Source organism: Streptomyces sp. NPDC104096 (genome assembly GCF_055584385.1).
This window is the reverse complement of the sequence record NZ_JBVJMD010000012.1, coordinates 116,666-138,431: the sequence shown is the minus strand read 5'-3', so window position 1 is coordinate 138,431 and position 21,766 is coordinate 116,666. Positions and strand designations below refer to the sequence as shown.

At 69.1% G+C, this 21,766-nt stretch carries 17 protein-coding genes; 8 read left to right on the top strand and 9 right to left on the bottom strand.

The window, feature by feature from the left end:
- Positions 1-385 precede the first annotated feature (385 nt).
- Complete coding sequence (locus ACZ60B_RS15925) at positions 386-4,138, bottom strand: S8 family serine peptidase (protein ID WP_469387265.1); 3,753 nt, start codon at positions 4,136-4,138, stop codon at positions 386-388.
- Between the two features lie 493 nt (positions 4,139-4,631).
- Between ACZ60B_RS15925 and ACZ60B_RS15920 the strand changes: the two genes are divergently transcribed.
- The 3 genes from ACZ60B_RS15920 (at position 4,632) to ACZ60B_RS15910 (ending at position 7,431) form a co-directional block, all read left to right on the top strand.
- A complete protein-coding gene (locus ACZ60B_RS15920) occupies positions 4,632-5,639 on the top strand; it encodes an ArsR/SmtB family transcription factor (RefSeq protein ID WP_469387263.1) in 1,008 nt (335 codons plus the stop codon).
- A gap of 444 nt (positions 5,640-6,083) precedes the next feature.
- The gene (locus tag ACZ60B_RS15915) at positions 6,084-6,560 is read left to right on the top strand and encodes a MarR family winged helix-turn-helix transcriptional regulator (protein WP_469387261.1); all 477 of its coding nucleotides are present in this window, start codon (positions 6,084-6,086) and stop codon (positions 6,558-6,560) included.
- 313 nt (positions 6,561-6,873) lie between these two features.
- Positions 6,874-7,431: a histidine phosphatase family protein gene (locus ACZ60B_RS15910; RefSeq protein WP_469387259.1), complete on the top strand. Its 558-nt coding sequence runs from the start codon at positions 6,874-6,876 to the stop codon at positions 7,429-7,431.
- 336 nt (positions 7,432-7,767) lie between these two features.
- On the opposite strand, the gene ACZ60B_RS15905 is transcribed toward ACZ60B_RS15910, so the two are convergent.
- The gene (locus ACZ60B_RS15905) at positions 7,768-8,883 is read right to left on the bottom strand and encodes a serine hydrolase domain-containing protein (protein WP_469387257.1); all 1,116 of its coding nucleotides are present in this window, start codon (positions 8,881-8,883) and stop codon (positions 7,768-7,770) included.
- A 1,234-nt stretch (positions 8,884-10,117) separates the two neighbouring features.
- Here ACZ60B_RS15905 and ACZ60B_RS15900 point away from each other — a divergent pair.
- Complete coding sequence (locus ACZ60B_RS15900) at positions 10,118-10,363, top strand: hypothetical protein (RefSeq protein WP_469387255.1); 246 nt, start codon at positions 10,118-10,120, stop codon at positions 10,361-10,363.
- A gap of 350 nt (positions 10,364-10,713) precedes the next feature.
- Here ACZ60B_RS15900 and ACZ60B_RS15895 read toward each other — a convergent pair whose 3' ends face one another.
- Positions 10,714-12,069: a mycothione reductase gene (locus tag ACZ60B_RS15895; RefSeq protein ID WP_469387253.1), complete on the bottom strand. Its 1,356-nt coding sequence runs from the start codon at positions 12,067-12,069 to the stop codon at positions 10,714-10,716.
- Between the two features lie 441 nt (positions 12,070-12,510).
- Between ACZ60B_RS15895 and ACZ60B_RS15890 the strand changes: the two genes are divergently transcribed.
- Positions 12,511-12,807, top strand: a complete 297-nt coding sequence (locus tag ACZ60B_RS15890; RefSeq protein ID WP_469387251.1) for a zinc ribbon domain-containing protein — start codon at positions 12,511-12,513, stop codon at positions 12,805-12,807.
- Here the strand turns inward: ACZ60B_RS15890 and msrA are convergent.
- The 6 genes from msrA to ACZ60B_RS15860 form a co-directional block, all read right to left on the bottom strand.
- Complete coding sequence (msrA, locus tag ACZ60B_RS15885) at positions 12,799-13,323, bottom strand: peptide-methionine (S)-S-oxide reductase MsrA (protein WP_469387249.1); 525 nt, start codon at positions 13,321-13,323, stop codon at positions 12,799-12,801. The two genes, ACZ60B_RS15890 and msrA, sit on opposite strands and share 9 nt — an antisense overlap.
- An 85-nt stretch (positions 13,324-13,408) precedes the next feature.
- Positions 13,409-13,795, bottom strand: a complete 387-nt coding sequence (locus tag ACZ60B_RS15880; protein ID WP_469387247.1) for a twin-arginine translocase TatA/TatE family subunit — start codon at positions 13,793-13,795, stop codon at positions 13,409-13,411.
- A gap of 60 nt (positions 13,796-13,855) precedes the next feature.
- A complete protein-coding gene (gene tatC, locus ACZ60B_RS15875) occupies positions 13,856-14,647 on the bottom strand; it encodes a twin-arginine translocase subunit TatC (RefSeq protein WP_469387245.1) in 792 nt (263 codons plus the stop codon).
- A 76-nt stretch (positions 14,648-14,723) separates the two neighbouring features.
- Complete coding sequence (gene tatA / locus ACZ60B_RS15870; RefSeq protein WP_469387243.1) at positions 14,724-15,017, bottom strand: Sec-independent protein translocase subunit TatA; 294 nt, start codon at positions 15,015-15,017, stop codon at positions 14,724-14,726.
- A gap of 297 nt (positions 15,018-15,314) precedes the next feature.
- Positions 15,315-16,640, bottom strand: a complete 1,326-nt coding sequence (locus ACZ60B_RS15865; RefSeq protein WP_469387241.1) for an epoxide hydrolase family protein — start codon at positions 16,638-16,640, stop codon at positions 15,315-15,317.
- Positions 16,641-17,037: 397 nt separating this feature from the next.
- The gene (locus tag ACZ60B_RS15860) at positions 17,038-17,532 is read right to left on the bottom strand and encodes an SsgA family sporulation/cell division regulator (protein WP_469387239.1); all 495 of its coding nucleotides are present in this window, start codon (positions 17,530-17,532) and stop codon (positions 17,038-17,040) included.
- A gap of 682 nt (positions 17,533-18,214) precedes the next feature.
- On the opposite strand from ACZ60B_RS15860, the gene msrB reads away from it, so the two are divergent.
- The 3 genes from msrB (at position 18,215) to ACZ60B_RS15845 (ending at position 21,155) form a co-directional block, all read left to right on the top strand.
- Positions 18,215-18,622, top strand: a complete 408-nt coding sequence (gene msrB / locus ACZ60B_RS15855) for a peptide-methionine (R)-S-oxide reductase MsrB (protein WP_469387237.1) — start codon at positions 18,215-18,217, stop codon at positions 18,620-18,622.
- Between the two features lie 404 nt (positions 18,623-19,026).
- Entirely contained in the window at positions 19,027-20,214 is a 1,188-nt protein-coding gene (locus ACZ60B_RS15850) for an epoxide hydrolase family protein (RefSeq protein WP_469387235.1), read from the top strand.
- A gap of 299 nt (positions 20,215-20,513) precedes the next feature.
- Positions 20,514-21,155: a DUF6518 family protein gene (locus ACZ60B_RS15845; RefSeq protein ID WP_469387233.1), complete on the top strand. Its 642-nt coding sequence runs from the start codon at positions 20,514-20,516 to the stop codon at positions 21,153-21,155.
- The last annotated feature ends 611 nt before the right edge of the window (positions 21,156-21,766 follow it).

The following is a 21,766-nucleotide window of genomic DNA, read 5'->3' as shown; positions in this document are numbered from 1 at the left end:
TGGCCGGCCGGTGCCGTCCTGGGGGAGGTTTTCCGGCAAGAGCGTCGCCGCGGCGGCGCCGTGTGCTGTGAGTTTGTGCGGCAGGGGGCGGCTGGAGCCGCCGGGGTGCCGCGGTTCGGTCATGGCCGGCAGGGTGCCCGGGTGGTCGCGGGGGCTGTGCCGGCCGGGGTGGCCGGTTGGTGAGGTCCGGCCTGTGCCGGGAAAGCTACCCCGCACTTAGCTTGCCCACAAGATAATTGGTGGCCAGGGAAGTGTGACGTGGATATCGGGGGTATTCGGGAACCAATGCCGCAGATCCCCGGCGCGCGAGGTCTGTGCCACCGCGCCGGGGATCGTTGTGCCGTATCCGGCGGTGCCGCGGGGGAGCGTGGCACCGCCGGGCGGGTTATTTCAGGCCGTAGGCCCGGATGACGGTCTGGCTGATCGAGCTTCCCGTCTCGTCCTCGGCGGTGGTCCGCAGGGATACGAATGACGCGGTGCCGGGTGCGGTCAGGCGGGTCTTCCAGATGCCGTTGTGGTGCCGGGTGTTCTGTCGGTGCCAGGTGGCTCCGTCGTCGTAGGAGACTTCCAGGCGCAGGGCCGAGACGCGGGTCTGCGGGGCGCCGGGTACCGAGGGCGTGAGCGTGAGCTCTGAGGTGCGCCGTGCCCGGCCCTGGGCGTCCAGGTCGGCTCCGTAGTCGAGCTGGACCAGTGCGATGGTCTTTCTCTCCGCTTCTGCGGAGACGAAGGTCCACTCGGTGTGCGTGGTGGGGGAGTAGGGGCCGAAGGCGGTGCTGTCGGCGGTGGCGTCGACGACGAGCCGGTAGGGCAACCGCTCGGGGGGCAGGTCCCAGACGTAGCCGCTGTCGAAGTCCGACTCGGTGAGCAGGGTGGTGCCCTGGTAGAGCGATGTCCGCTGGGACAGGCCGCTGCCGTAGCCCTGGCCTGCGTGTGCGGTGCCGCTGTCGCCCCAGGCGGGTGTCCTGAAGTCGAGCACGCTGCCGTCGTGCCGTACCGGGAGATCCTCACTGAGCATGCGTGGACGCAGGACGGGGGTGAGCCACCGGTCGGTGTGGATCCCGGCGGACGGGTACGACACCGGTTCGGACGTCTGGGTCAGCAGGTTCGGGATGCTCACCTGCTGCTGCCAGGTGTGCCCGTCGCCGGTGGAGACCCAGTCGGTGCGCTTGCCGCGTGCCACGGGCTGGGCAAGGAAGTTCCAGCCGCCGCCGAAGACGTAGGGCGGACGGTCCATCCGCATCTCCGTGGCGGGGGTCTGCTCGCCCTGCCCGAAGACGGTGTCCACCCGGGCCAGGTTGTGCGGGCCCACTCGCAGGGTCAGGTCCTCGGGGATGCCTGCGGTGTGGGAGCTGACCAGGTCGTACAGGTAGGCGGGAGTGGGGTGGGCCGTCGCGAGCAGGCGTACGTGGCCGCCGGGTGACGCGGAGAGCTCGGCGATCAGTGCCTCACCGTCGTCCTGCGTCAGCGATGCGGCCGCCACCGGCCCCGGGGACTGGTAGTCGGTGTCGCCGTACCAGGTGTTCAGCCGTCCCGTCGTGTTGTTGACGACGAGGAGCAGTTTCACTCCGGCGGCCTGTGCGGCCTGGGACTGCTCAACGGGGCTGATGCCGGGGGTGCGGCGCACCACGGCGGTCTTGCCCCGGGCGGACAGGCGGGCGTAGTCGGCGGGTGTGCCGGCGTCCGCGAAGACGGCGTCCATGGCCGCGGTGCCGTCCGGGAGGGGCTTGGCGCCGTTCTGGGGGAGTACGTCCAGCTCATGTCCGTCGTGGGACAGGGTGAGCGGGGTCTGCGGGGCGCGCCACCTGGTGGTGAAGGCGAAGCCCCCGTGGGTCACCTTGTCCGGGGTGGGCTGTGCCCAGACGCTGTCGTGGTCGGGGCCGGTCATCTTGTTCTCGATCCAGTCCCCGAACGTTCCGGGCTCCGGTTGCGCGGAGGCGAACGAGCGCCAGTACTCGACCCTGGTGTTCGTCGGCATGCTCGGCCTGGGCGTCAGCGCCCGTACCTGGCGGGCCTGGGAGGCGTCGAGTGCGACGGTCCGTTCCTGTGTCAGCTCGATCTCCGGGTCGCCCAGCAGGGCCAGGCCCGTGGAGTGCGCGCCGTGCGCCCCCTGCACGTCCTTGAACATCATCACGGAGTAGGTGTCGCGGGGCAGGTGCAGGGTCAGCCCGGTCTGCGGCACGTTGTAGAACTGGAAGTCCGCATCGTGCGCGGCCCTGAGCGTGACCGTGCCGGCCATGGGCCGACCCTCGCGGTCCTTCGCCACGAGCTTCAGGTCGTGGCGTTCGGGTTCGGTGGTGGTGCTCAGGACGGTGTGCACTGCCGCCGTGCCCGCGCTCTCTCGTGCGAGGACCTGTCCGGTGTGGCTGCCGACAGCCACACCGCGCGGGTCGATGGTGACACCCACCGACGCGCTGTCGTGCGCCGGGACGGTGACCTGGTCGGCACCCAGGGCGAACAGCGTGCCGGGACTGTCCTGCCGGTCCAGCGTGAGGTGCAGTGTCACCGCGCTGCTGCCGCTGTTGGTGTAGGTGATGAGGCGTTGGACCGGCTGCGGGTCGGGCGACCACTTGACCAGGCCCGTGTCGACCGAGCCGGAGGCGGTGATCTGCGTGCGGGAGGCCGCGAGGACGTCGGTGCGCCCGGAGCCGCCGCGGTAGGCGGAGATGCCCGCGGTGAGCGTGCTGGTGCTCATCAGGGCGTCTTTGAGCTGCTGCCCGGTCCAGCCGGGGTGCTCCTGTGCGAGCAGCGCGGCGGCACCGGCGACATGAGGCGTGGCCATCGACGTGCCGCTCTTGGTCGTGTAGAAGCCCTCCCCGCTCAGGTACTGGGAGCGCGCGGCCAGCACGTTCACCCCGGGGGCGGTCAGGTCGGGCTTGAGGCCGTCGTCGCCTTCCCGCGGGCCGCTGCTGGAGAAGCCGGCGATCTGGTCGGCCGAGTCCACCGCCCCCACGGTCAGCGCGGCTGCGGCCGTGCCGGGCGAGTTGACGGTGTACGGGCCGGGCCCGGAGTTGCCTGCGGCGATGACGAAGAGTGCACCCGTCTCCTCGCTGAGCGCATTGACGCTCTGGCTCATGGGGTCGCTCTGGGTGTGTGAGGAGGAGTTGCCCAGGCTCATGCTGATGATCTTGGCGTGCTCGGTGCGGGCGGCCCACTCCATGCCCTCGATGATCCCGGATTCGGTTCCGGTGCCGCTGTCGGAGAGGACTTTGCCGATGGCCAGATCGGCGCCGGGGGCGACTCCCTTCTCCTTGCCCTGCGAGGCCGCGCCCGTTCCGGCGATGATCGAGGCGACGTGCGTGCCGTGCCCGCGGCGGTCGGTGACGTCCTCGCCGGGCACGAAGCTGCGGCTGCTGACGATGCGCTTCGAAAGATCCGGGTGGTCGGCGTCGACTCCCGTGTCGAGTACGGCCACTTTGACACCGGTGCCGACGATGCCCTCGTCCCAGACCTGCGGCGCGCCGATCTGCTGTGCGCTGTCCGCGAGAGCCGCCTTCACCTTGCCGTCCAGCCAGATCTGGCGGATGCCGCCGGGCAGGGACGGTGCGTCAGCGCTCTTGCGGTCTGCCGTGCCCTTCGGCGCCGTGACCAGAGCAGTCCACAGGCTCGCTGTCTTGGCCCGGTTCGCGCTCACGGCCTCGGCGTGGACGGACGCGAGGTGCCGCTTGACGGTGATGCCGGGCAAGTCCGTGCCGGCGAGCCGTGACGCGCCTGCCTCGCGGGTGATGACCAGAGGCAGCGCGGCGGCGTGCTCGTCGTCGTATCCCTGGGCGACGAGGCCGGTGACGTTGAAGAGCCGCTTGTCGAGAAGACCTTCGGCGACATAGGCCTCGGCATCGTCGGGATACACGTAGGTGCCTGATTCGTCGGTGATGGTCCGCACCGATCCGGTGGCGCCCGCAGGGCGCTTCACGCTCACCGTGGCAGGCGCTCCACCGGATCCGGGAGTGACGCTCACCTTGTCGCCGGTGATGAGTGTGACGGTCCGGGCAGGTGGGACGTGCTTGACAGGTGCCGGGTCCACGGCCGACGACCGGGCGGCGGGCACCGCCTGGGCGACAGGCACAAGGACCCCGCCGAGCACCGCGATCGCGGCGCCCAGAGCCATCACGCCCAGTCTTCGAGCAGCGGGTTGCTGCACTCTTCCTCCTTGAGAGGCCGCCGTCGGGCCTCATGTGATGTTCCGTCAACTCAGAACAGGCAAAAGCCTGTTGGTCAACGTGGGTCGGTTGGCTGTTCGCAGCTGTCGGAGTTGCTTCGTCGACGGGCCCCGCACCCGCGATGCGGATCGCTTCAGAGCGCCCAGGTACGTGCGCCGGCGTCCGGCGGTGGCGTGAGGCGGCGGGGCCGCTGGACAAGCCGGTCAGCGGCTGCTGATGCTTGAGCAGGTGATGCGGCGTTCGGTCGTCCTCGGAAAGCAACCCCTCTCGAAACATGCGGAAGCATGCCGAGGGCGTGTGGCGTGCCGCGGCACTGGGCCTGGGGCATCACGACGTGCCGCTGCATGCACCAGCCGGGGCCGTTTAGCATGTCGGCTGGCTGGTGGGCTCAGCGTCCCTCTTGATCGCTACGATCTCGACCTGATTCGGCCTGACTCGAACAACGACATTCCGGAAGGAACGCCCCAGGCTGTCATGGTCTACCGCATTCATTTCTCGGTTGAGGATCTGGCCCGGACCCGTGTGGCGCAGGCGCCGATGCCGTTGCACGAGCTGGAGCTTGCTGCGCGCGCCTTGCAGGGCCGCGGTGAGTCGGCCCGTCTGGACGCCTGGCGGGAGCGTGCTCGCGCGCACCTGTCCGCGCAGGCGCGTATGGCTTTGGCTCTCGTGCCTGCTGTGGGGTGGTCGCCGGGTTTCATCAGTCCTGTTCGGGCAGGCACGGTCGAGGAGCTTGTGGAGCGTGTGCGCCGCACGCCCCGCGAGCGGTTGAGGAGGCAGCTGCTTCACACGGCACATCGCCGTCCCGCGCTGCCCGGGTGGAGTCGCCACCTGGCGGACGACGCATCCTTGCTGGCCGAGCTGTGCACGGGGCTCGGTCATCTCTACACATCCCTGCTCGCTCCGTACTGGAGCGAGTTCACCGAGCGTCTGGCGGCGGACCGGGCGCTGCGTCTGCAGCAGTTCCTCACCGGCGGTGTCGAACGGCTGCTGGCCGAGGTCAACCCCCGATGGATGCGGTGGAAGGCGCCGGTTCTGGAGGTCCGTATGGCGAGCGGAGCCGACCGGGACCTTCACCTGGACGGGGCAGGCCTCCTGCTCGTTCCGTCGATGTTCTGCTCGCGCGCCGTCGTCACCGACGGCCGGCCCGTCTGCGTGAGCTACCCGGTCTTTGCGGACCGGCACCCCCGCGAACTGGCCACCCCCGCCTCCGCCGGTGTGTCCGGCCGGGCACGCGCATCCTCGGGGGCGGTGGCACTCCTGGGCCGCACACGCACCACGGTGCTTGTCGCCATCGCAGACCACCAAGGCTGCTCCACCAAGGAATTGGCCGCCCACGCGGGTATCGCACCGGCGAGCGCGAGCGAACACGCAACCGTCCTTCGCCAGGCCGGACTGATCCGTTCCGTGCGCCACCGAAACTCTGTACTGCACAGCCTCACCCCCCTCGGCCTGGTCCTCCTCAACACCCCCGAGAAAGGCTGAGGGACCGCATCACCCACCTGTGCCGAGACCGCACCGAAGACCACCCGTCGCGGGAGGACGGCGGGGTGACGGCCTTCGGGCACAGCCCCCCGACGGCGTATGGACCACGACCGGCCGGCACGGCGTGCGACTCGGCGAAGATCAGCCGTCTTCGGCTCCCCGGAGCGGTCGGAGGGGGGCCTGGACGGTCCGCAACTACTGCCGCCAGTGCCGCCGGGCAGAACAACACCTGCAGGACGAACGAGACGTCCCCGCGCTCCTTCGCCCACAGCATCAGCGCAGCACCCATGCCGACACCCGCTGCCGGGCCTGCCGCCGCCCGGCCCTTCGACGGCCGGAGATCAACTGGACGACACTTAAAGTGTGCACAATCTAATTGCGTCCGTTGAGCTTGCGGAGTACAGTGATGTGAGGCGACAATCCGGCACGAGAAAAGGGGTCGTGATGACAGACACCAAGGCTGCCCCGCGCAACGCCGACCAGGCAGGTGAAGCCTCCCTGCTCCTCGAGGACCAGTTGTGCTTCGCGCTGTACGCGGCGCAGCGGGCGGTCACGAACCGTTACCGGCCCCTGCTGGAGAAGTTCGGTCTGACCTACCCCCAGTACCTGGTGATGCTGGTGCTCTGGCAGCACGGATCCCTCCCCATCAAGCGGCTGGGTACGCTCCTGGAGCTCGACTACGGCACTTTGACGCCGCTGCTGAAGCGCCTGCAGACTCATGGGCTGCTGCGGCGGGAGCGCCAGGTGGACGACGAGCGTACGGTCCTGATCACGCTCACCGAGGAGGGGCGCGAGCTGCGCGAGCGTGCCCGCGTCATCCCTGCCGCCATGGGTGAAATCGTCGGTTTCACCGAGCAGGAGAGCCTGGACACGAAGACCCTCCTCGAGAGGATGAGGGCCAACATCGCCACGGGCGGCTGACGCAGGCAGCCCCGGGCGCTTAGAGCTCCGGACAAAAGCGGGGCCCGGCGGACGGCGCCCGGCACGCACGCTCGCGGCGTTGCCGAAAGGCCCTGGTAGCTCCGCTACAAGGACCTTCCGGCGCCTTGCGATCGCACGCACCGGACACCGTCCGCTGATCGGCCCCCACTTTTGTCCGGAGCTCTTACTGCATCACGGTTTTGGGCGAGGTGATGCGGCGGCCGAGGCCGGGGCCTGCGCCGAAGGCCCGCCCGGCGTCGCACCTCGTACGGAAACGGCCGCTGCCTCGCATGAGCAGATGGCGTGCGCGGCCATGGAAGAGCTGATGCTGATCAGGCACGGCCAGACCGCGTGGGGCCTGTCGGGCCGGCATGCCGGCCGCACCGGTGTTCCGCTGACCGACGCGGGTGAGGCCTCGGCCAGGGCGCTCGCTGCGCGGCTGGTCGCACGCCGACCGGTCGCCGTGTTCAGCGGCCCGCTGAGCCGCGCCATGCGCACGGCCGAGCTGACGGGTCTGACCGGCCTCAGGCCCGATCCCGGCCTCGTGGACTGGGACTACGGCGGCTACGAGGGCCTGGCCGCGGCACGGATCCGGCAGCTGCGGCCGGACTGGGGACTGTGGCGGCCTGTCCTGGTGGCGATCCTGCGGGCCCATCTGGACGCGTTCGGCACGGCCAAGGAAGGACGCGTGTTCGGGAACGAGCGTGGGGCGTGGTCGGCTCATCCACCTATCGGCGGGTGTGGGAGGAAGCGCGAGAGTGCGCGTTCCCGCCTGAGCGCGTTGACTTGCTGTTGGCCGGGCGCCCGTACGACCTGCGGCACGCCTGCATCACGCGGTGGTCGAACGCCGGGGTACCGATCGCTGAGGTAGCCCGGCGGGTCGGCAACTCTCCCGAGGTGATCCACCGGCGCTATCACGGCTGCATCGACGGTCACGAGGAAGCCGCCAACGCGAAGATCACAAAGGCGTCGGAGGAGGACGGAGACGCTGCGTGGCAGTTCGTGTCATCGCGCTGCGAGGGCGGTCCAGGAGACTCCGGCAGCAGACAGAGGCCTGCCCGTTGTGCGGCGCTCGGGCTCTTCGACGCCGCCCACGTGCCACCGGCACATCGACAGACACTGAGGCTCATTGACCACCTGCCCAGAGGAGGGGTCCCGGCCCCGTGGCGGACAGTGCCATGGGGCCGGGGCTGTAATTCTTCCGCTCTCAATGCCCGGCGGGTGCGATCGCCGGCTGCAGGGACCTGAGGTCGTAGACGTTCTTCGGGGTCACGATCTGGGTGATCGCCTTGGCGGACATCGTGCTCGGGGAGACGCCCCGGTAGCGGACGTCGGTGTTGCTGTGGATCACGAGGGTGGCCTTGGCCGCGGGGAGGTAGACCATCACGGTCTGGTAACCCGGAAGGGAGCCGTTGTGGCCGATCCACCCGTGGCTGTTGAACATGCCCAGGCCGTAGCCTGTGCCCTCGAGGTCTGTCGGCAGGAACTTGGTGCGCTCCTGTTGGGTGGAGTACTTGAGCAGGGAGCCCTTGGCGAGCACCTGTGCCCAGTGCTGCAGGTCCGTCGGGTCGGAAATCACTGCACCGGCCGGACCGCCGATGGAGTGGGGGTTCCAGTCGGCGGCGTCCTCGACAATGTCCCGCTGATCGGTATAACCCTCGGCGTGTGGCGTGGGGAACTCGGCGCCCTTGGGGTAGAAGGTGTGCCTCAGGTGCGCGGGCTGCATGATGTGCTGCTGCAGGTAACGACCGAGCGACTGACCGCTCACCTTCTCCACCACCATGCCGAGCAGCAGGGTGTTGGTGTTGGAGTAGTGGTACTTCGTCCCGGGGGCCGGGGAGACCGGGTACTTGAAGGCGTAGGGAAGGAACTGTTCCAGCTTCCACTGCCGGTACGGGTCGGTCAGCGAAACGATCGTCCAGTCGTTGTCCTCCATGTACGAGGCGAGGCCGCTGCGCATCTCCAGCAGGTGCCGCAGCGTGATCCGGTCGCCCTCCGGCACACCCGGCACGTACTTGGAGATCGGGTCGTCCGGTTTCAGCTTCTTCTGGTCCACCAACTGCAGCACGGCGGTGGCGGTGAAGGTCTTGGTGATGCTGCCGGCCCGCATGTTGACGTGCGTCGTCATCGGGGCCTTGGTCTTGGTGTCCGCCACCCCGAACGCCCGCTCGTAGGTGCCCTTGCCCGGAATTGACAGACTGGCCACCACGCCCGGCACCTTCGCCTGTGCCATCACCTGCCGGATCGCACGGTCGAGCTGGGCCCGCACCGCGGGGGTCAGCTTCCGTGCTACGGAGGCCGGCTTCGCCGTCTTCACCGACACGGCCGCAGGCTGGTGCCCGGCCGAGTCGAGGCATGGGCCACCGGGCTGACGGCGAGCAGCACCCCGGTCGCCACAGCGGCGTTGCGACGACGGGTAACTCGACGACAGAGGCCTCGGATCACGGAATTCTCAGACATGGTGCGCTCTTTCTCAGGCTAGTGGGCTCGGCGGGCCCCGAACTCCTCCAAGTCTCGATCCCGTCCACACCTGCACAGCTCGCCCAAAGGGACCCTTCTCGGGCTCCGCCTCAAGGCGGAGACCAAGCGGGCGCTCCTCCCGAGGGATGGCCCGCGGACCTTACGAGAGGCTCGATCGGCCCGGGGAAATGCGCCATCAGCGGTCGCCTGTGGTCTGGATCTTTTATGACGTCGTTTCATGTGGTGAGGCGGCGGTGGCATATGAGGGCTGGGGCAATGCCGGCGAAAGCCGAAAAGTGCTGCGGCTCGCGCACGGCAACCCGTGCAAGCGGCTCCGCCGGCCGGTCCCCGCAGTTGCGCCGGCCCCCGCCCTGGGGCCGTACCGGAGCGGCCGGAACCACGCGCGGGAACACCGCTCGCACCCTGTTCGGCGGCACCACGTCCCACCCATGTCCTCACGACGCTCGGCCCGGTGACCGGACCCGCCGAAACGATCACACGGCAGACGGCAGACGGCAGACGGCAGACGGCTGCGGCCTGAGCGCGCACGGGCTGGTCGATCGCGCGACGTGGCTGCGAGGCCTCTTCGTTTCCGTGCGCGGACAGCAGGCCTGATCGGCAGGGACCTGGGCCGGGGATCGGATTCTTACGGGAGCACGTCCCGGACCGTTCGGTGGTCCGCAGGCCGGCCGCGCACGACTCTGCGGCGGCGCCTGGTCGGACCGCCACGGCGGCCGCGGGGTATGCGGCCGGTGCGTGAACCGGTGACGCCGCCGTGCGGCCGGGCATGAACGGACACGGCAGCCCCCAGGCACCGGCGGCCGCACCGCCTCCTACCACGCCTTTTGCTGTGCACTAAACGCCCCCTCTTTACTCGTGCGCAAGGTAAGTGCTACGGTAGATGCCGTCTTCGACCGTCAGAGTCGATGCGGCGCTGTCTGGCTTGATCGGTGCGGCGCGGTGATCAGTGCAGATCATCGGGTGCAGCCCCCAGAAGCGCCCTCGGTGAGGGACCCGACTCTGTACACCTCCGCACATCACGTGGAGGCCATCCCCACAGGAGCGACGGTATGTCCAGTGCCCATGCATATGTCTCGATGTCTGCCCACGGTCGGCTGGTGCAGATCGCGACGGTCTTCGCTGCTTTTTGCGCGACTCTGACCCTGTTCCTGGCCGGTATCGGCACCGCGAGGGCCCACAGCGAGGCTCATCGCATCGCGCAGGCCAGGAACTACGTCGCGTCGTCGATGCTGCCGTGCACGGGGGCGGGCCACGGCCAGGCCGCCCGGGGTCCGGTCAAGGGGTGGCCGCAGAGCCTGTGCGCCAGCCCGGCGCAGTCGTAGGCAGCGCCCCGCGGCGCACCCGCGTACCCGGCCCGCACGGCTCTCCCGCACACGCCTGCTGTCGAACATCTGCCCTTCGCCTCCGCCCTTCCGGGCGGAGGCGAAGGGCATCCTGCCCGTAGCCGTAGCCGTAGCCGTAGCCGTAGCCGTAGCCGTAGCGGCATGGCCGGCATCGCCCTGCCGGGCGGCGAAGGTGTCCGGCCTGCCGCCGGAGGGGCGGGGAGCCGGGCCTGCGCAGGCCGCGTAGGACCGGCCCTCACCGGCCGGCAGGGGCCCGTGAAACAGCAGCCCGTGGTGGTCGTGCGCAGCAGTACGGACCGCAGCCGCCTGTTCTCGGACAGGTGGGGGTGTCAAAGAGCCAGCAAGGCCTGCTCGACCACTTCGGTCAACGCCGGATGGATGTACAGCACGCCGCCGGCGACCTGGTCCACCGTCGTCCCCAGGGTCATTGCCTGGATCAGCGGCTGGATGAGCGTCGCGGCCTGGGGGCCGATGATGTGGGCGCCGAGGACTGTGCGATCGGCCGGACTCGCCAGGATCTTGGCGAAACCGGTGGTGTCCTCCAGGGCCCAACCGTATGCGGTTTCACTGTAGTTGCGCACGCTCACCAGGTAGTCCGTCTTGCGGCGGCGTGCCTCCTGCTCGGTCAGGCCGACGCTTGCGATCTGAGGGTTGGTGAACACCGCATGCGGGGCCACCCGATTGGTGAGTGTGCGCATGTCCTGCGGGCGAAGGATGTTGTGCTGCACCAGACGTGACTCGGCATTGGCCATGTGCTTGAGCTGGAAGTGGTTCACCGCGTCGCCCAGTGCCCAGACTCCCGGAACCGACGTGCGGTAGGCGCTGTCGGTCACGATGTGTCCGTGCTCGTCGAGTTCGAGGCCGCCGGCCGCTGCGTCGAGCCGGTCGGTATTGGGTCTGCGGCCGACGCAGACCAGCAGCGAGGCGGCCTGGACCGTGTGCGGGCCTTCCGGACAGGCCACCTCGAGCAGGACTCCGTCCTTGTGCGGGGTGACGGAGGTGACCGTGGCATTGAGCAGAACGCGGCTGCGTTGTGCCGCGAGTTCGGTGAAGCGCGCCGATATCTGCTCGTCCTCCGCCATCAGCAGACGCGGGCCGCGCTGCACGATCGTGACATCCGTACCGAAGGCGCTGAACACGTGACCGAACTCGGCCGCGATGAAGCCGCCCCCGAGCACGGCCATGGAGGTGGGAAGCTCCTCGATCCGCATGATGGTGTCTGAGGTGTGGTATTCGACCGAGTCGAGGCCGGGAGTGTCGGGAACGATGGGGCGTGAGCCGACTGCGACCACGAACGTGTCGGCCGTGATCCGTTCGCCTCCCGCCTCCAGCACCTTCGGGGCGACGAAGCGGCCCTCGTCGACGTATATGTCGACTCCCTTTTTCCTGCGGTATTCGACGGCGCTGCCGTGCAACGGATCGATGCGGCCGAAAACCCGGTCACGGACGGCCGTCCACTCGACGGGATCGACCTGAGCGTGGACGCCCAGGCGTGCCGCCGACTGGGCATCCTCCACCGCATCGGCGGTGAGGACGAACATCTTGCTCGGGATGCAGCCTCGATTCAGACAGGTACCGCCGAAACGGTCCGGCTCCACGATGGCAGTGCGAAGGTGATCGAACTCTTCGTTGAGCAGCATGTTGCCGCTGCCTGTTCCCAGGATCACGAGATCGTAGTGCCGCATGCCCGCTCACCTTCCGTCGACGAGATGGGGCGCATGGCCATGAGCGCATTGTCGTCCTGATCTCAATTCTGTCCGGTGAGTCCCATTCCCACAAAACAGAGGATCTGTCCACGCGCCCGGACCCGTGCCCCGGTTCTCTCAGCCCGGCCAGGCGAGGAAAGGCCCCGGGGCCGGGAGCTCCGTATCGTCCATCTCGCCTTTGGCAGCGACGCCGAACAGGGCGGATCCATCATCGCTTTCGGTCCAGGACCGACGGGGGAGTCCTCTGTGCCGTGAGGCGGGCAATTCGGCAGCGTGCTGCGGCAATTGCGAGCCGAGGGAGTGCGGCGTGGAAGGCGGCCGTGAAATCAGGGATGCGCAGCGGAATGCAACATCCGGCCTGCCGGCCGGGGCGTCGCCCGGCTCGCAGACTTCGTCGTCTACAAGGCCGGGCGGGCAGGCGTGCCCCTGGTCTTCGTCGGTCCCGTGTACATGTCGCAGACCTGTGCCGCGTGCGGTCACGTCGACAAGTGCAACCGTGTCGACCAGGGGCTTTTCATCTGCCGGGGGTGCGGGGTCGTTGCCCACGCCGACCGGACGCTTCCCGCACCATCCCCACCCGTGGCGAGAGCGTGTGGAATGCGGGGCGTGAGTCACGCCGCCCTGCCACCCCATAGGGGTGTCCGGGCGGAGGAGTCGGCCCAGCAGTCAGTTGGACGTTGCCTCCAAGCCCGGTCCTTGAGGACCGGGTCAGGTTGACGAGTGGGTACGCGCGCTGTCGGGCAGCCGCCACCCGGGCCGCGGGAAGTGGCAGGTGTAGCCGTCGGGATAGCGCTGGAGGTAGTCCTGGTGCTCGGGTTCCGCCTCCCAGAACGGGCCGGCCGGCACCACCTCCGTCACCACCGGACCCGGCCACAGGCCTGATGCGTCGACGTCGGCGATGGTTTCCTCGGCGACCTGCTTCTGAGCTGCGCTGAGGTAGAAGATCGCGGACCGGTAGTCGTGCCCGCGGTCGCCGCCTTGCCGATTCCTCGTTGTCGGATCGTGGATCTGGAAGAAGAACTCCAGCAGAGTGCGATAGGTCGTCCGGCCCGGATCGAAGAATATTTCGATCGACTCTGCGTGGAGTCCGTGGTCGTGGTAGGTGGGGTGAAGTGTGTCGCCTCCGCTGTATCCCACGCGGGTGGCCAGGACGCCGGGGAGCGCGCGGATCAGATCCTGCATTCCCCAGAAGCAGCCGCCCGCGAGAAGTGCCCTTTCCCGGGTGATGCTCATAGCTGATGTTCCCTTCGATGATTCCGTGATGACGGTTCGGGCCGGGGCCGGGTCTGCCGCGCGCCGGCCGTTGTCCTGTCTGTTCTCAGGCCGGGGACTGCTCCGGTTGCCTCCCCTCGGGTGCGTGCCCGTTGTCGGACCGGGGCTGCACCGGCTTGTGCAGACTGACCGTGCTGCCCTGTTCCTCGGCGACGAAGGACCGGGCGAACTCGGCGAGCGCCGTCTCCTCCTCGGCCCTTGCCAGTGCCTTGCCTGCCAGGGCGTTCGGATGCAGATCCTCCGGCTGGAATCCGGAGAACTCCGGGCCGAGTTGCGTGCGGATCTCCGACCGGGCGGTGTCGGAGATCGACCGGACCTTGCGGATCAAAGCGGATGCGTCGGATATCACCCTGGGCAGTTTCTCGGGGCCGATGACGACTGCCGCCACCACGAAGACGGTGAGGATCTCGAGCGGACCCATGTCGAAGAACATGCGTGACCTCCAGGGGCGCTGTTCGCGCGAAGAGCGGATTCAGCCGCTGCAGGGGTGACTTCAGCGGACGGAAAGCGGTGCGGCCTCGTCCGGACCGAGGGTTGCCGACTCCCTGCGGGCGCGCCGTCTGTCATGGAGCCAGGCGACGGCGCACGCGGCCGCGTACAGAGCGGTGATGGGCGCGGCGAGCGCCAGCATGCTCAGCGGGTCGCTGCTGGGCGTGGCGATGGCGGAGAAGACGGTGATGCCGATCACCATGTGGCGCCACCAGCCCGCCATGCGGCGGGCGCTGACGGCGCCGGCCAGATTGAGCATGACGAGGATCAGGGGCAGTTCGAAGGACAGCCCGAAGACCACGACCATGCGGGTCGCCAGGTCCAGGAAGTCGTCGACCGGCAGGATGTTCGTCGCGTTGCCCGGGGTGAAGGAGATCAGGACGCGGGCCGTCGTGGGAAGCACGGTGTAGGCGAGCACGGCTCCGGCCAGGAACAGGGGGATGCCGCTGCCGAGGAAGGCCAGTGCGTATCTCTTCTCCGCGCGGTGCAGGCCAGGGGCGAGAAAAGCCCACAGCTGGTAGAGCCACACGGGGCTCGCACCGATGAGACCTGCGGTGATCGACACCTTGAGGGCCAGAGTGAAAGGCGCCAGAAGACCGTTGGTGGCGATGATCCCGCACCGTTCGGACGCTGCGGTGCCGCCCGGGCCGGCAGCGGCGCAGCCGGGCAGAGGATCGATCATGAAGTCGACGAGCTGGTTGTAGAACAGGCCGGCGACGACGGTGGTCACGGCCACGGCCCCGATCGCCTTCAGCAGGCGGTTGCGCAGTTCCCGTAGGTGACTGGTGAGGGGCATGCGCCCATCGGGGGCGTGGGGTGCGGCTGAGAGCACGAGCAGACCTCGCTTCCTGTCTCGCGGACGCCTTCGAATGTCAGTGCGGGGCGGTGGCGTGCCGGTCCGGCGCGCTGTCGGCGGACTCGCGTGCGGCAGGCGCGACACGCAGGGAGCGTCCGGAAGCGGCGTGGCCGGTGGAGCCGGCCGCATCGGAGGAGGCCTCGGTGGAGCTGTCCTCCTCGCGATCGCGCATGGCCTTGGTCTCGCTCTTCAGGATGCGCATCGACTGGCCGAGCGAGCGTGCCATGTCGGGCAGGCGCTTCGCGCCGAAGATGAGGATGAAGACGACCAGGATGAGCAGGATCTCGGGTGTGCCAAGCTTGCCGAACATGCTGGATTTCCTTTCGTGGGGGAGCGCAGAGCACTCCCTGGTTCGGTGTGCGCCGGGGCGCCGCCCGCGGGCGGCAAGATGAGCGTGTGCGGAGTGTGCTTCCTCGGTCCGGCGGGGGAACCGGGGCAGGGCCGGTCGTGCACGGCGCACGTCACGCAGATGCCGGCGACTGTGCCGTCACAGGCTGGTGCCTGCTTCACGGCAGCTGCGTCCAGCGGCCCAGGGGATGTGCCGGGGATTGCGGGACAGGGCCGAGCAGCCTCGAGGTTCTGTCACCCGGCCGCGTCCTCGAGAGCTCTAGCGCAGGGTACGGAAGCCCGCGCGGACTTCGCCGGCGAACAGGTGCGGCTGCTCCCAGGCGGCGAAGTGGCCGCCCCTGCTCACCTTGTTGTAGTGGATGAGATGGGGATAGGCCTGCTCCGCCCAGCTCCTGGGGGTCTGGTAGAGCTCGTCGGGGAAGACGCTGACGGCGACCGGAAGGGTCACTCCCTTGGCGGCGAAGAAGGAGAACTTGTTCTCCGCGTAGAGGCGGGCGGAGGAGACCCCCGTCTTCGTCAGCCAGAACAGGGTGATGTTGTCCAGGACGTCGTCCCGGCTCAGCCCGCCGGGGTGACCGGCGAACGCCCGGGAGATCAGATCCAGGCTGGCGGCGTCGTGGTCGAGCATGAACGAGGCCAGGCCTACCGGGGAGTCGGTCAGCGCGGTGAGGGTCTGCGGGCGTGAGCCCATCAACTGGGCGTAGGCGATGTGCTTGTACACGAAGGCCACTTGCTCGCAGGCGTGCTTCTCCTCGGTGGACAGGCCCTCGGGCAGCGGCTTTCCGGACTGTAGGGCCTTGTCGACGGCGGGCGGGACGATGCCGGGCATGTTGGTGTGGATGCCCAGGAGTCCGGCCGGTGCCTGTACCGCCATGAGGTCGGTGACCACGGCTCCCCAGTCGCCGCCCTGGGCGACGTACCGGGTGTAACCCAGGCGCTTCATCAGCTCTGCCCAGGCGCGCGCGATACGGTCCGGACCCCAGCCCTTCTCGGTCGGCTTGCCGGAGAACCCGTAACCCGGCATGGACGGGATCACGAGGTGGAAGGCGTCCGAAGCCTTGGCGCCGTAGGCGGTGGGGTCGGTGAGCGGTTCGACGATCTTGAGCTGCTCGACGACCGAACCCGGCCAGCCGTGCGTGACGATCAGCGGCAGAGCGTGCTTGTGCTTGGAACGGACGTGGACGAAGTGGATGTCCAGACCGTCGATCTCGGTGATGAACTGAGGCAGCGCGTTGAGCTTGGCCTCCACCTCACGCCAGTCGTATTCCGAGGACCAGTAGGCGGCGAGTTTCTGCATGGTGGCCAGCTGCGTGCCCTGGGACTGATCGCTGACCGTCTCCTTCTCCGGCCACCGCGCCGCCTCGATGCGCCGGCGCAGGTCGGTCAGGTCCTTCTGCGGGAACCGGACGCGGAAGGGGCGGATGCGCGGATCGGCGGGCAAGCCGTGGCCGGCCGAGCTCTCGGCCGCCGAGGCGGGCTGGGAGGCGAACAGGCCGAGGGAGCCCCCCAGCGTCGCGGCGGCCGCAGCAGCGGCCGAAGTGGAAAGAAAGGCCCGGCGGGGGTGGGGCGGAACGATTTCGGACATGACGATCTCCTGATGTCGATGCGTGTACGGATGAGGGGCACAGCCGTTCCCGGCGGCCCGTGCGACGCCTGCCCGGCGTGGTGGACCAGCGGAACGGGCGGCGTCGGAACCGAATTCGGCGACTGTCCGCAACCGCGGCGGATCAATCAGTTACGGAATCCAGTACATCTGGATAGTGTTTTTTATTCAGGTTGTCCGGCTTCGCCATTGAACCTACGGCGCACTTAACTTGCGCACAAGCAAAACGTGAGCGTGTGAAGTGTGGCAAAGTGAACATCGGGACGGGGCATAGTGGCAGCCCGCCGCGGTCCCGGCCGGCGCGCGGCGAGGACTCCGTCTCGCCGGCGCTCGGCTCGGGGCCTGCGGCGGCCAGGGCCGACGGCCCCGCAGGTACCGCTCAGGGGGCGTGGGAAGACTCCTCGGCGGCCGGAGGGTCGTCGTCCCCCGCGACCAGGCCGGCCACCACGGCGTCCCAGTCCACCTGGTCGAGTTCCGTACCCGGATGGACCAGCGCATAGGTGCCCAGCAGCCAGTCGCGCAGCCGCTCCAGATCCATCTCGAACAAGCACGACGCACCCCGGACCTCCAGGCGCATGTGCAGCACCCGGCGCGTGCGGCAGATGGACGGCCACAGCCTCGTGTCGCCCATCCCGCTCGGCTCTTCGGTGCCGTCGAAGAGCAGATCGCGGGAGAACGCCCACGTGACGACGCGGCCGTTCACGGTCTGCAACTCCAGCCACACCGCCAGCGGGTCCGCCTGCGTGTAGTGGAACGTCGCCTCGTGCGGGACGCGGACCGAAGGCCCGAGGATCCGGTCGAGGCGCAGCGAAAGCGATCGGCTGCGGGGAGCGGGCAGCACAGCAAACGGACGGCCCGGCTGCTGACGAGGCATGTGACACCCTTTCGAGGCGCGGTAACTGCCTCCACTTTCACTTCCCCGGCGTCTGCCGGGCATCGGTCAGCTGACTGCGGCCATGCCCTAACCCCCGGCAGGGGCGATGACCGGGCGAGGGGGCAGTGACAGGGGCGGGCCCCGGCCGGGACCTGTCACGGCGGCCGCTTCCACGGGCTGCGCCTGCTGCCGGTGACTGCGCAGCCGGCCGCGGGTCCCCATGCGGCTGCGCCCGGAGGGCCGTCGCCGCCGGTCCTGCCGGGCGGCCCCCGGGCGGAGCGGGGGTGTCCCGCCCCCGGAGATACCTACCTCACACACTCCAAGCACGCGATTACCTTGTGCACGCTTTAAGTGCGGGCTAGGCTCCTGCGGCAGGATGAACCCCGGCGAACCAGTCCCGTTCCCGGGCCCGGCCGCCGATGAGCAGACAGCGCCGTACCTCTTTTCGGGCAACCGGCCGACCCCCTGCCTGCCACAGCGCCCTCGGTAACCCGGCTTCCGCCGGGACACCGGCGCCGCCGGCCCCGGAGCGCCGAGGCCGGCGGCATCCTCCACGACGGCGCGGGCCGGCCCTGTCTGCCGCCCCGCCCCCAACGCCCCTTCCTGCAAGGGCGCGCGAGCCAGCCACCGCGAGCCGGAACGGGCTCCTTCCACCACCACTTCACACGAGAGGTCGAATTCCGTGCCGTACGAGATCGAAAAGCCCGACCAGCAGTGGCGCGCCGAACTCACCCCGGCCGAGTACCGGGTCCTGCGCCGTGCCGCCACAGAACTGCCGTTCACCGGCGAGTACACCGCCACCACCACAGAAGGCGTCTACTCCTGCCGCGCCTGCGGCGCCGAACTGTTCACCTCCGCAGAGAAGTTCGACTCCGGCTGCGGCTGGCCGTCCTTCTTCGACCCCAGAAGCACCGACGCGGTCGAACTGGCCGAGGACCGCTCCTACGGCGTGGTGCAGACCGAAGTCCGCTGCGCCCGCTGCGGATCGCACCTCGGACACGTCTTCGAGGGCGAGGGATTCCCCACCCCCACCGACCAGCGGTACTGCATCAACAGCATCTCGCTGCGCCTGAAGCCCCAGACCGGCTGAAGCCCGCACCCGGAGCCGGAGTACGGGCATCCGCGCCACCGGCCGTCGGCCCGCTGCCCGTCGGCCCGCCGGCACAAGAACCCGGCGCATGAGCACGCAAGCGGGCCAAGGCCCACCACGACCCGCACCGGCGACCGCGCCGAACGGCCGGACGTCGGATGGCAGAGGTGTGCGCCGAGACGGCCGCGTCAGGTTACCTACCGTCCCGCACATCCCCCTTCCACGAGCTAGGTCATCCACCCGATGCCCCGGATCCAGGCACGGCCCAACATGAGAAGGCACCGGGAAACAGGCACCTCGAAAAGCCGCAACCGGCAACAGAGACAGCCCCGTCCCCGCCGCACTTTCCAGGCGTCGAGAAAACCACTTCCGACCCGCCCCCGAACGACCATGAGGAGACCACTGTGTCCAACACACCCGCTGTCCGTCCGTTTGCTGTGGAGTTCTCCGATGCGGATCTGGAGGATCTGCGTGCACGGGTGAGGGCGACGCGTTTCCCGGAGAAGGAGACCGTCGACGACCAGTCGCAGGGCACGCAGCTGGCCACGGTGCAGAAGCTGGCCCGTTACTGGGCCGAGGAGTACGACTGGCGTCGGGTGGAGGCGAAGCTGAACTCCTACCCGCAGTTCATCACGGAGATCGACGGGCTGGACATCCACTTCCTCCACGTGCGTTCCAAGCACGAGGACGCGCTGCCGCTGATCGTGACGCACGGCTGGCCGGGGTCGGTGGTGGAGCAGCTGAAGATCATCGAACCGCTGACCGACCCGACCGCTCACGGCGGTGACGCTTCGGACGCCTTCCACGTGGTGATCCCGTCGATGCCGGGCTACGGGTTCTCCGGCAAGCCCACCGAGAAGGGCTGGGGCCCGGACCGGATCGCGGCGGCGTGGGGTGAGCTGATGAAGCGTCTGGGCTACACCAAGTACGCCGCGCAGGGCGGTGACTGGGGTGCGATCGTCACCGATCTGATGGGTGCGCAGGAGCCGCAGGGCCTGGTGGGCATCCACACCAACATGCCCAAGGTGATCCCGGCCGACATCGATGCCGCGCTGATCGCGGGCAATCCGCTGCCGGAGGGGCTGTCGCTGTCGGACGAGGAGAAGGCCGCGGTGGAGCAGCTGGACTTCGTCTACCGGCATGTCTACTACGCCTACATGATGGGTTCGCGGCCGCAGTCGCTGACGGGGCTGGCGGACTCTCCCGTCGGTCTGGCGTCGTTCATGCTCGACCACGACGCGGCGAGCCTGGCGCTGATCAGCCGGGCGTTCGACGGAGTGACCGAGGGTCTCACGCGGGACGATGTGCTGGACAACATCTCGCTGTTCTGGCTGACGAACACGGCGGTCTCCGCGGCCCGGCTGTATGCGGAGAACACCACGTCGTTCTTCGGTATCAACGATGTGAAGCTGCCGGTCGCGGTGAGTGTCTTCCCCGACGAGCTCTACCAGGCTCCCAAGAGCTGGGCCGAGCAGGCGTATGTGAACCTCGTGCACTACAACCGGCTTCCCAAGGGCGGCCACTTCGCCGCCTGGGAGCAGCCCGCACTCCTCGTCGAGGAGATCCGCACCGGCCTGCGCAGCGTCCGCTAGCCGACTTGCGCGACCGCGAGAACCGCACCCTCCGGTGCCCACGCGTCCAGCCCGGACGCATGGGCACCGGCCGCCCGGGCCGTATACCTGCCGCACCCGTCCGAGGCGTCCAAAGCCGTGACCACGGCGGTGACCGGTGCGGCCGTCCCTGCGGACGCCCGTTCCGGACTGTCTGCCCGTGCAGCGATCCCGTGGTATTTCGAATCAAGGAGTGCAATTTTGCCGGGCTTTGCGCAGCGGAGCGGGACCAGCGGCCCGACTCGGGCCCTATTGGGGGCAGGCAGAGAGCAGGTGTCACGATGACAACCCCGGTGGCGCCGGTGCTCCGCTCCAGGCGCGCGTGGGTCCGGGCGGCGGTCGGGTCCCTGGCCGGCGGTCTCGCTGCGGGTGTGCTGACCAATCTGTCCCAGGGCTGGCTGCCGTGGCCCTGGGGCCAGACAGCCAACTCCGGTGCCGTCTGGTGCGTGGTCGCGTTCGTCGCCGGTGCCGTGCCGGCCGGCCGGGTGTCCCTGGCCGCCTGCGCGGTTGCCGGCCTCCTCGCCGAGAGCGGGCTGGTCGTCGGCTACTACGGATACGCCGAGTTCGGCCGCGACGGCATGGGTGACGTCTATGCGCCACTGATCTGGATGGTCATGGCGCTGGTCGCCGGACCGCTCTTCGGCGTCGCCGGCAGGTGGTGGCGGCGCGGGCAGGACACACGGCGCAGGATCGTCGGCCTGGCGGCCGTCGCGGGCGTCTTCGGCCAGGAGGGCATCCATTACGCCTGGGTCCTGCACTACGCACCGCAGGCATGGGCCTGCCTGGCAGTCCTGGTCCTCGTGCCGCTGACGATGGCCCGAACGCACCGGGAAGGCGCGCTGACGCTGCTGAGCGCCGCCCTCTTCTCACTGCTCGCCCACGCGGCCGTCAGCCTCGGATTCCTGAGCCGGGTCCTTGGCTGATCCTGCGCGCCGTCCGCTGCGACCGCAGCCCGAACCGTACCGGCCTGGCTCACGCCGTGACCTCGCTCCGCGCGGGCACCGGCAGAAAACCGTGTGACGCACGGCGAACCGGACTGCAGCGAAGGGGCGTCGGCCAAGCCGGCGAAGCCGTACCTGCCGATCGGCAGATACGGCCGACCTCCTCGCGCGGTGCCGCAACGCCCTCGGTGGTCGCCCGGCGTGGCCCGGCGGGCATGTTCCTGAGCAGGGCGGACTCCACGCTGACCCGCGCGCATCACGACACGGCCCCACCGCGGTGGATCCGCGCCGGTCGCACCCTTCTCGCCGCCGACACCAACGGGCGTCTGCCGCGCACACGATGCGCCTGTCTGCCCCTTCTCGCCGAAGGAGAGCCCACCACGTCAGAAAGGACCCCGGCATGACCTGCACCACGGAACCCCACGAGCAAGCCGGCCCGGAGCACTCGGTCGACCCCCACGCGACACCCAGCCGCCCCCGGCGCAGTGCGGCCCGTGCCCGTGCAGAGCCATGGCCGAGCACCTTCACCCTCTGGTCCTGGGCCGAAACCGTGGTGACGTCGGGATACGGGCCCGGTGACCTCTTCACGGCTG

Bases quoted from the DNA above. Each gene is read 5' to 3' on its own strand.
- ACZ60B_RS15920 (WP_469387263.1), top strand. From the start codon at position 4,632: ATGGTCTACCGCATTCATTTCTCGGTTGAGGATCTGGCCCGGACCCGT.
- ACZ60B_RS15915 (WP_469387261.1), top strand. From the start codon at position 6,084: ATGACAGACACCAAGGCTGCCCCGCGCAACGCCGACCAGGCAGGTGAA.
- ACZ60B_RS15910 (WP_469387259.1), top strand. From the start codon at position 6,874: ATGGAAGAGCTGATGCTGATCAGGCACGGCCAGACCGCGTGGGGCCTG.
- ACZ60B_RS15900 (WP_469387255.1), top strand. From the start codon at position 10,118: ATGTCTGCCCACGGTCGGCTGGTGCAGATCGCGACGGTCTTCGCTGCT.
- ACZ60B_RS15895 (WP_469387253.1), bottom strand. From the start codon at position 12,069: ATGCGGCACTACGATCTCGTGATCCTGGGAACAGGCAGCGGCAACATG.
- msrA (WP_469387249.1), bottom strand. From the start codon at position 13,323: ATGAGCATCACCCGGGAAAGGGCACTTCTCGCGGGCGGCTGCTTCTGG.
- ACZ60B_RS15880 (WP_469387247.1), bottom strand. From the start codon at position 13,795: ATGTTCTTCGACATGGGTCCGCTCGAGATCCTCACCGTCTTCGTGGTG.
- tatC (WP_469387245.1), bottom strand. From the start codon at position 14,647: ATGCCCCTCACCAGTCACCTACGGGAACTGCGCAACCGCCTGCTGAAG.
- tatA (WP_469387243.1), bottom strand. From the start codon at position 15,017: ATGTTCGGCAAGCTTGGCACACCCGAGATCCTGCTCATCCTGGTCGTC.
- ACZ60B_RS15865 (WP_469387241.1), bottom strand. From the start codon at position 16,640: ATGTCCGAAATCGTTCCGCCCCACCCCCGCCGGGCCTTTCTTTCCACT.
- ACZ60B_RS15860 (WP_469387239.1), bottom strand. From the start codon at position 17,532: ATGCCTCGTCAGCAGCCGGGCCGTCCGTTTGCTGTGCTGCCCGCTCCC.
- ACZ60B_RS15845 (WP_469387233.1), top strand. From the start codon at position 20,514: ATGACAACCCCGGTGGCGCCGGTGCTCCGCTCCAGGCGCGCGTGGGTC.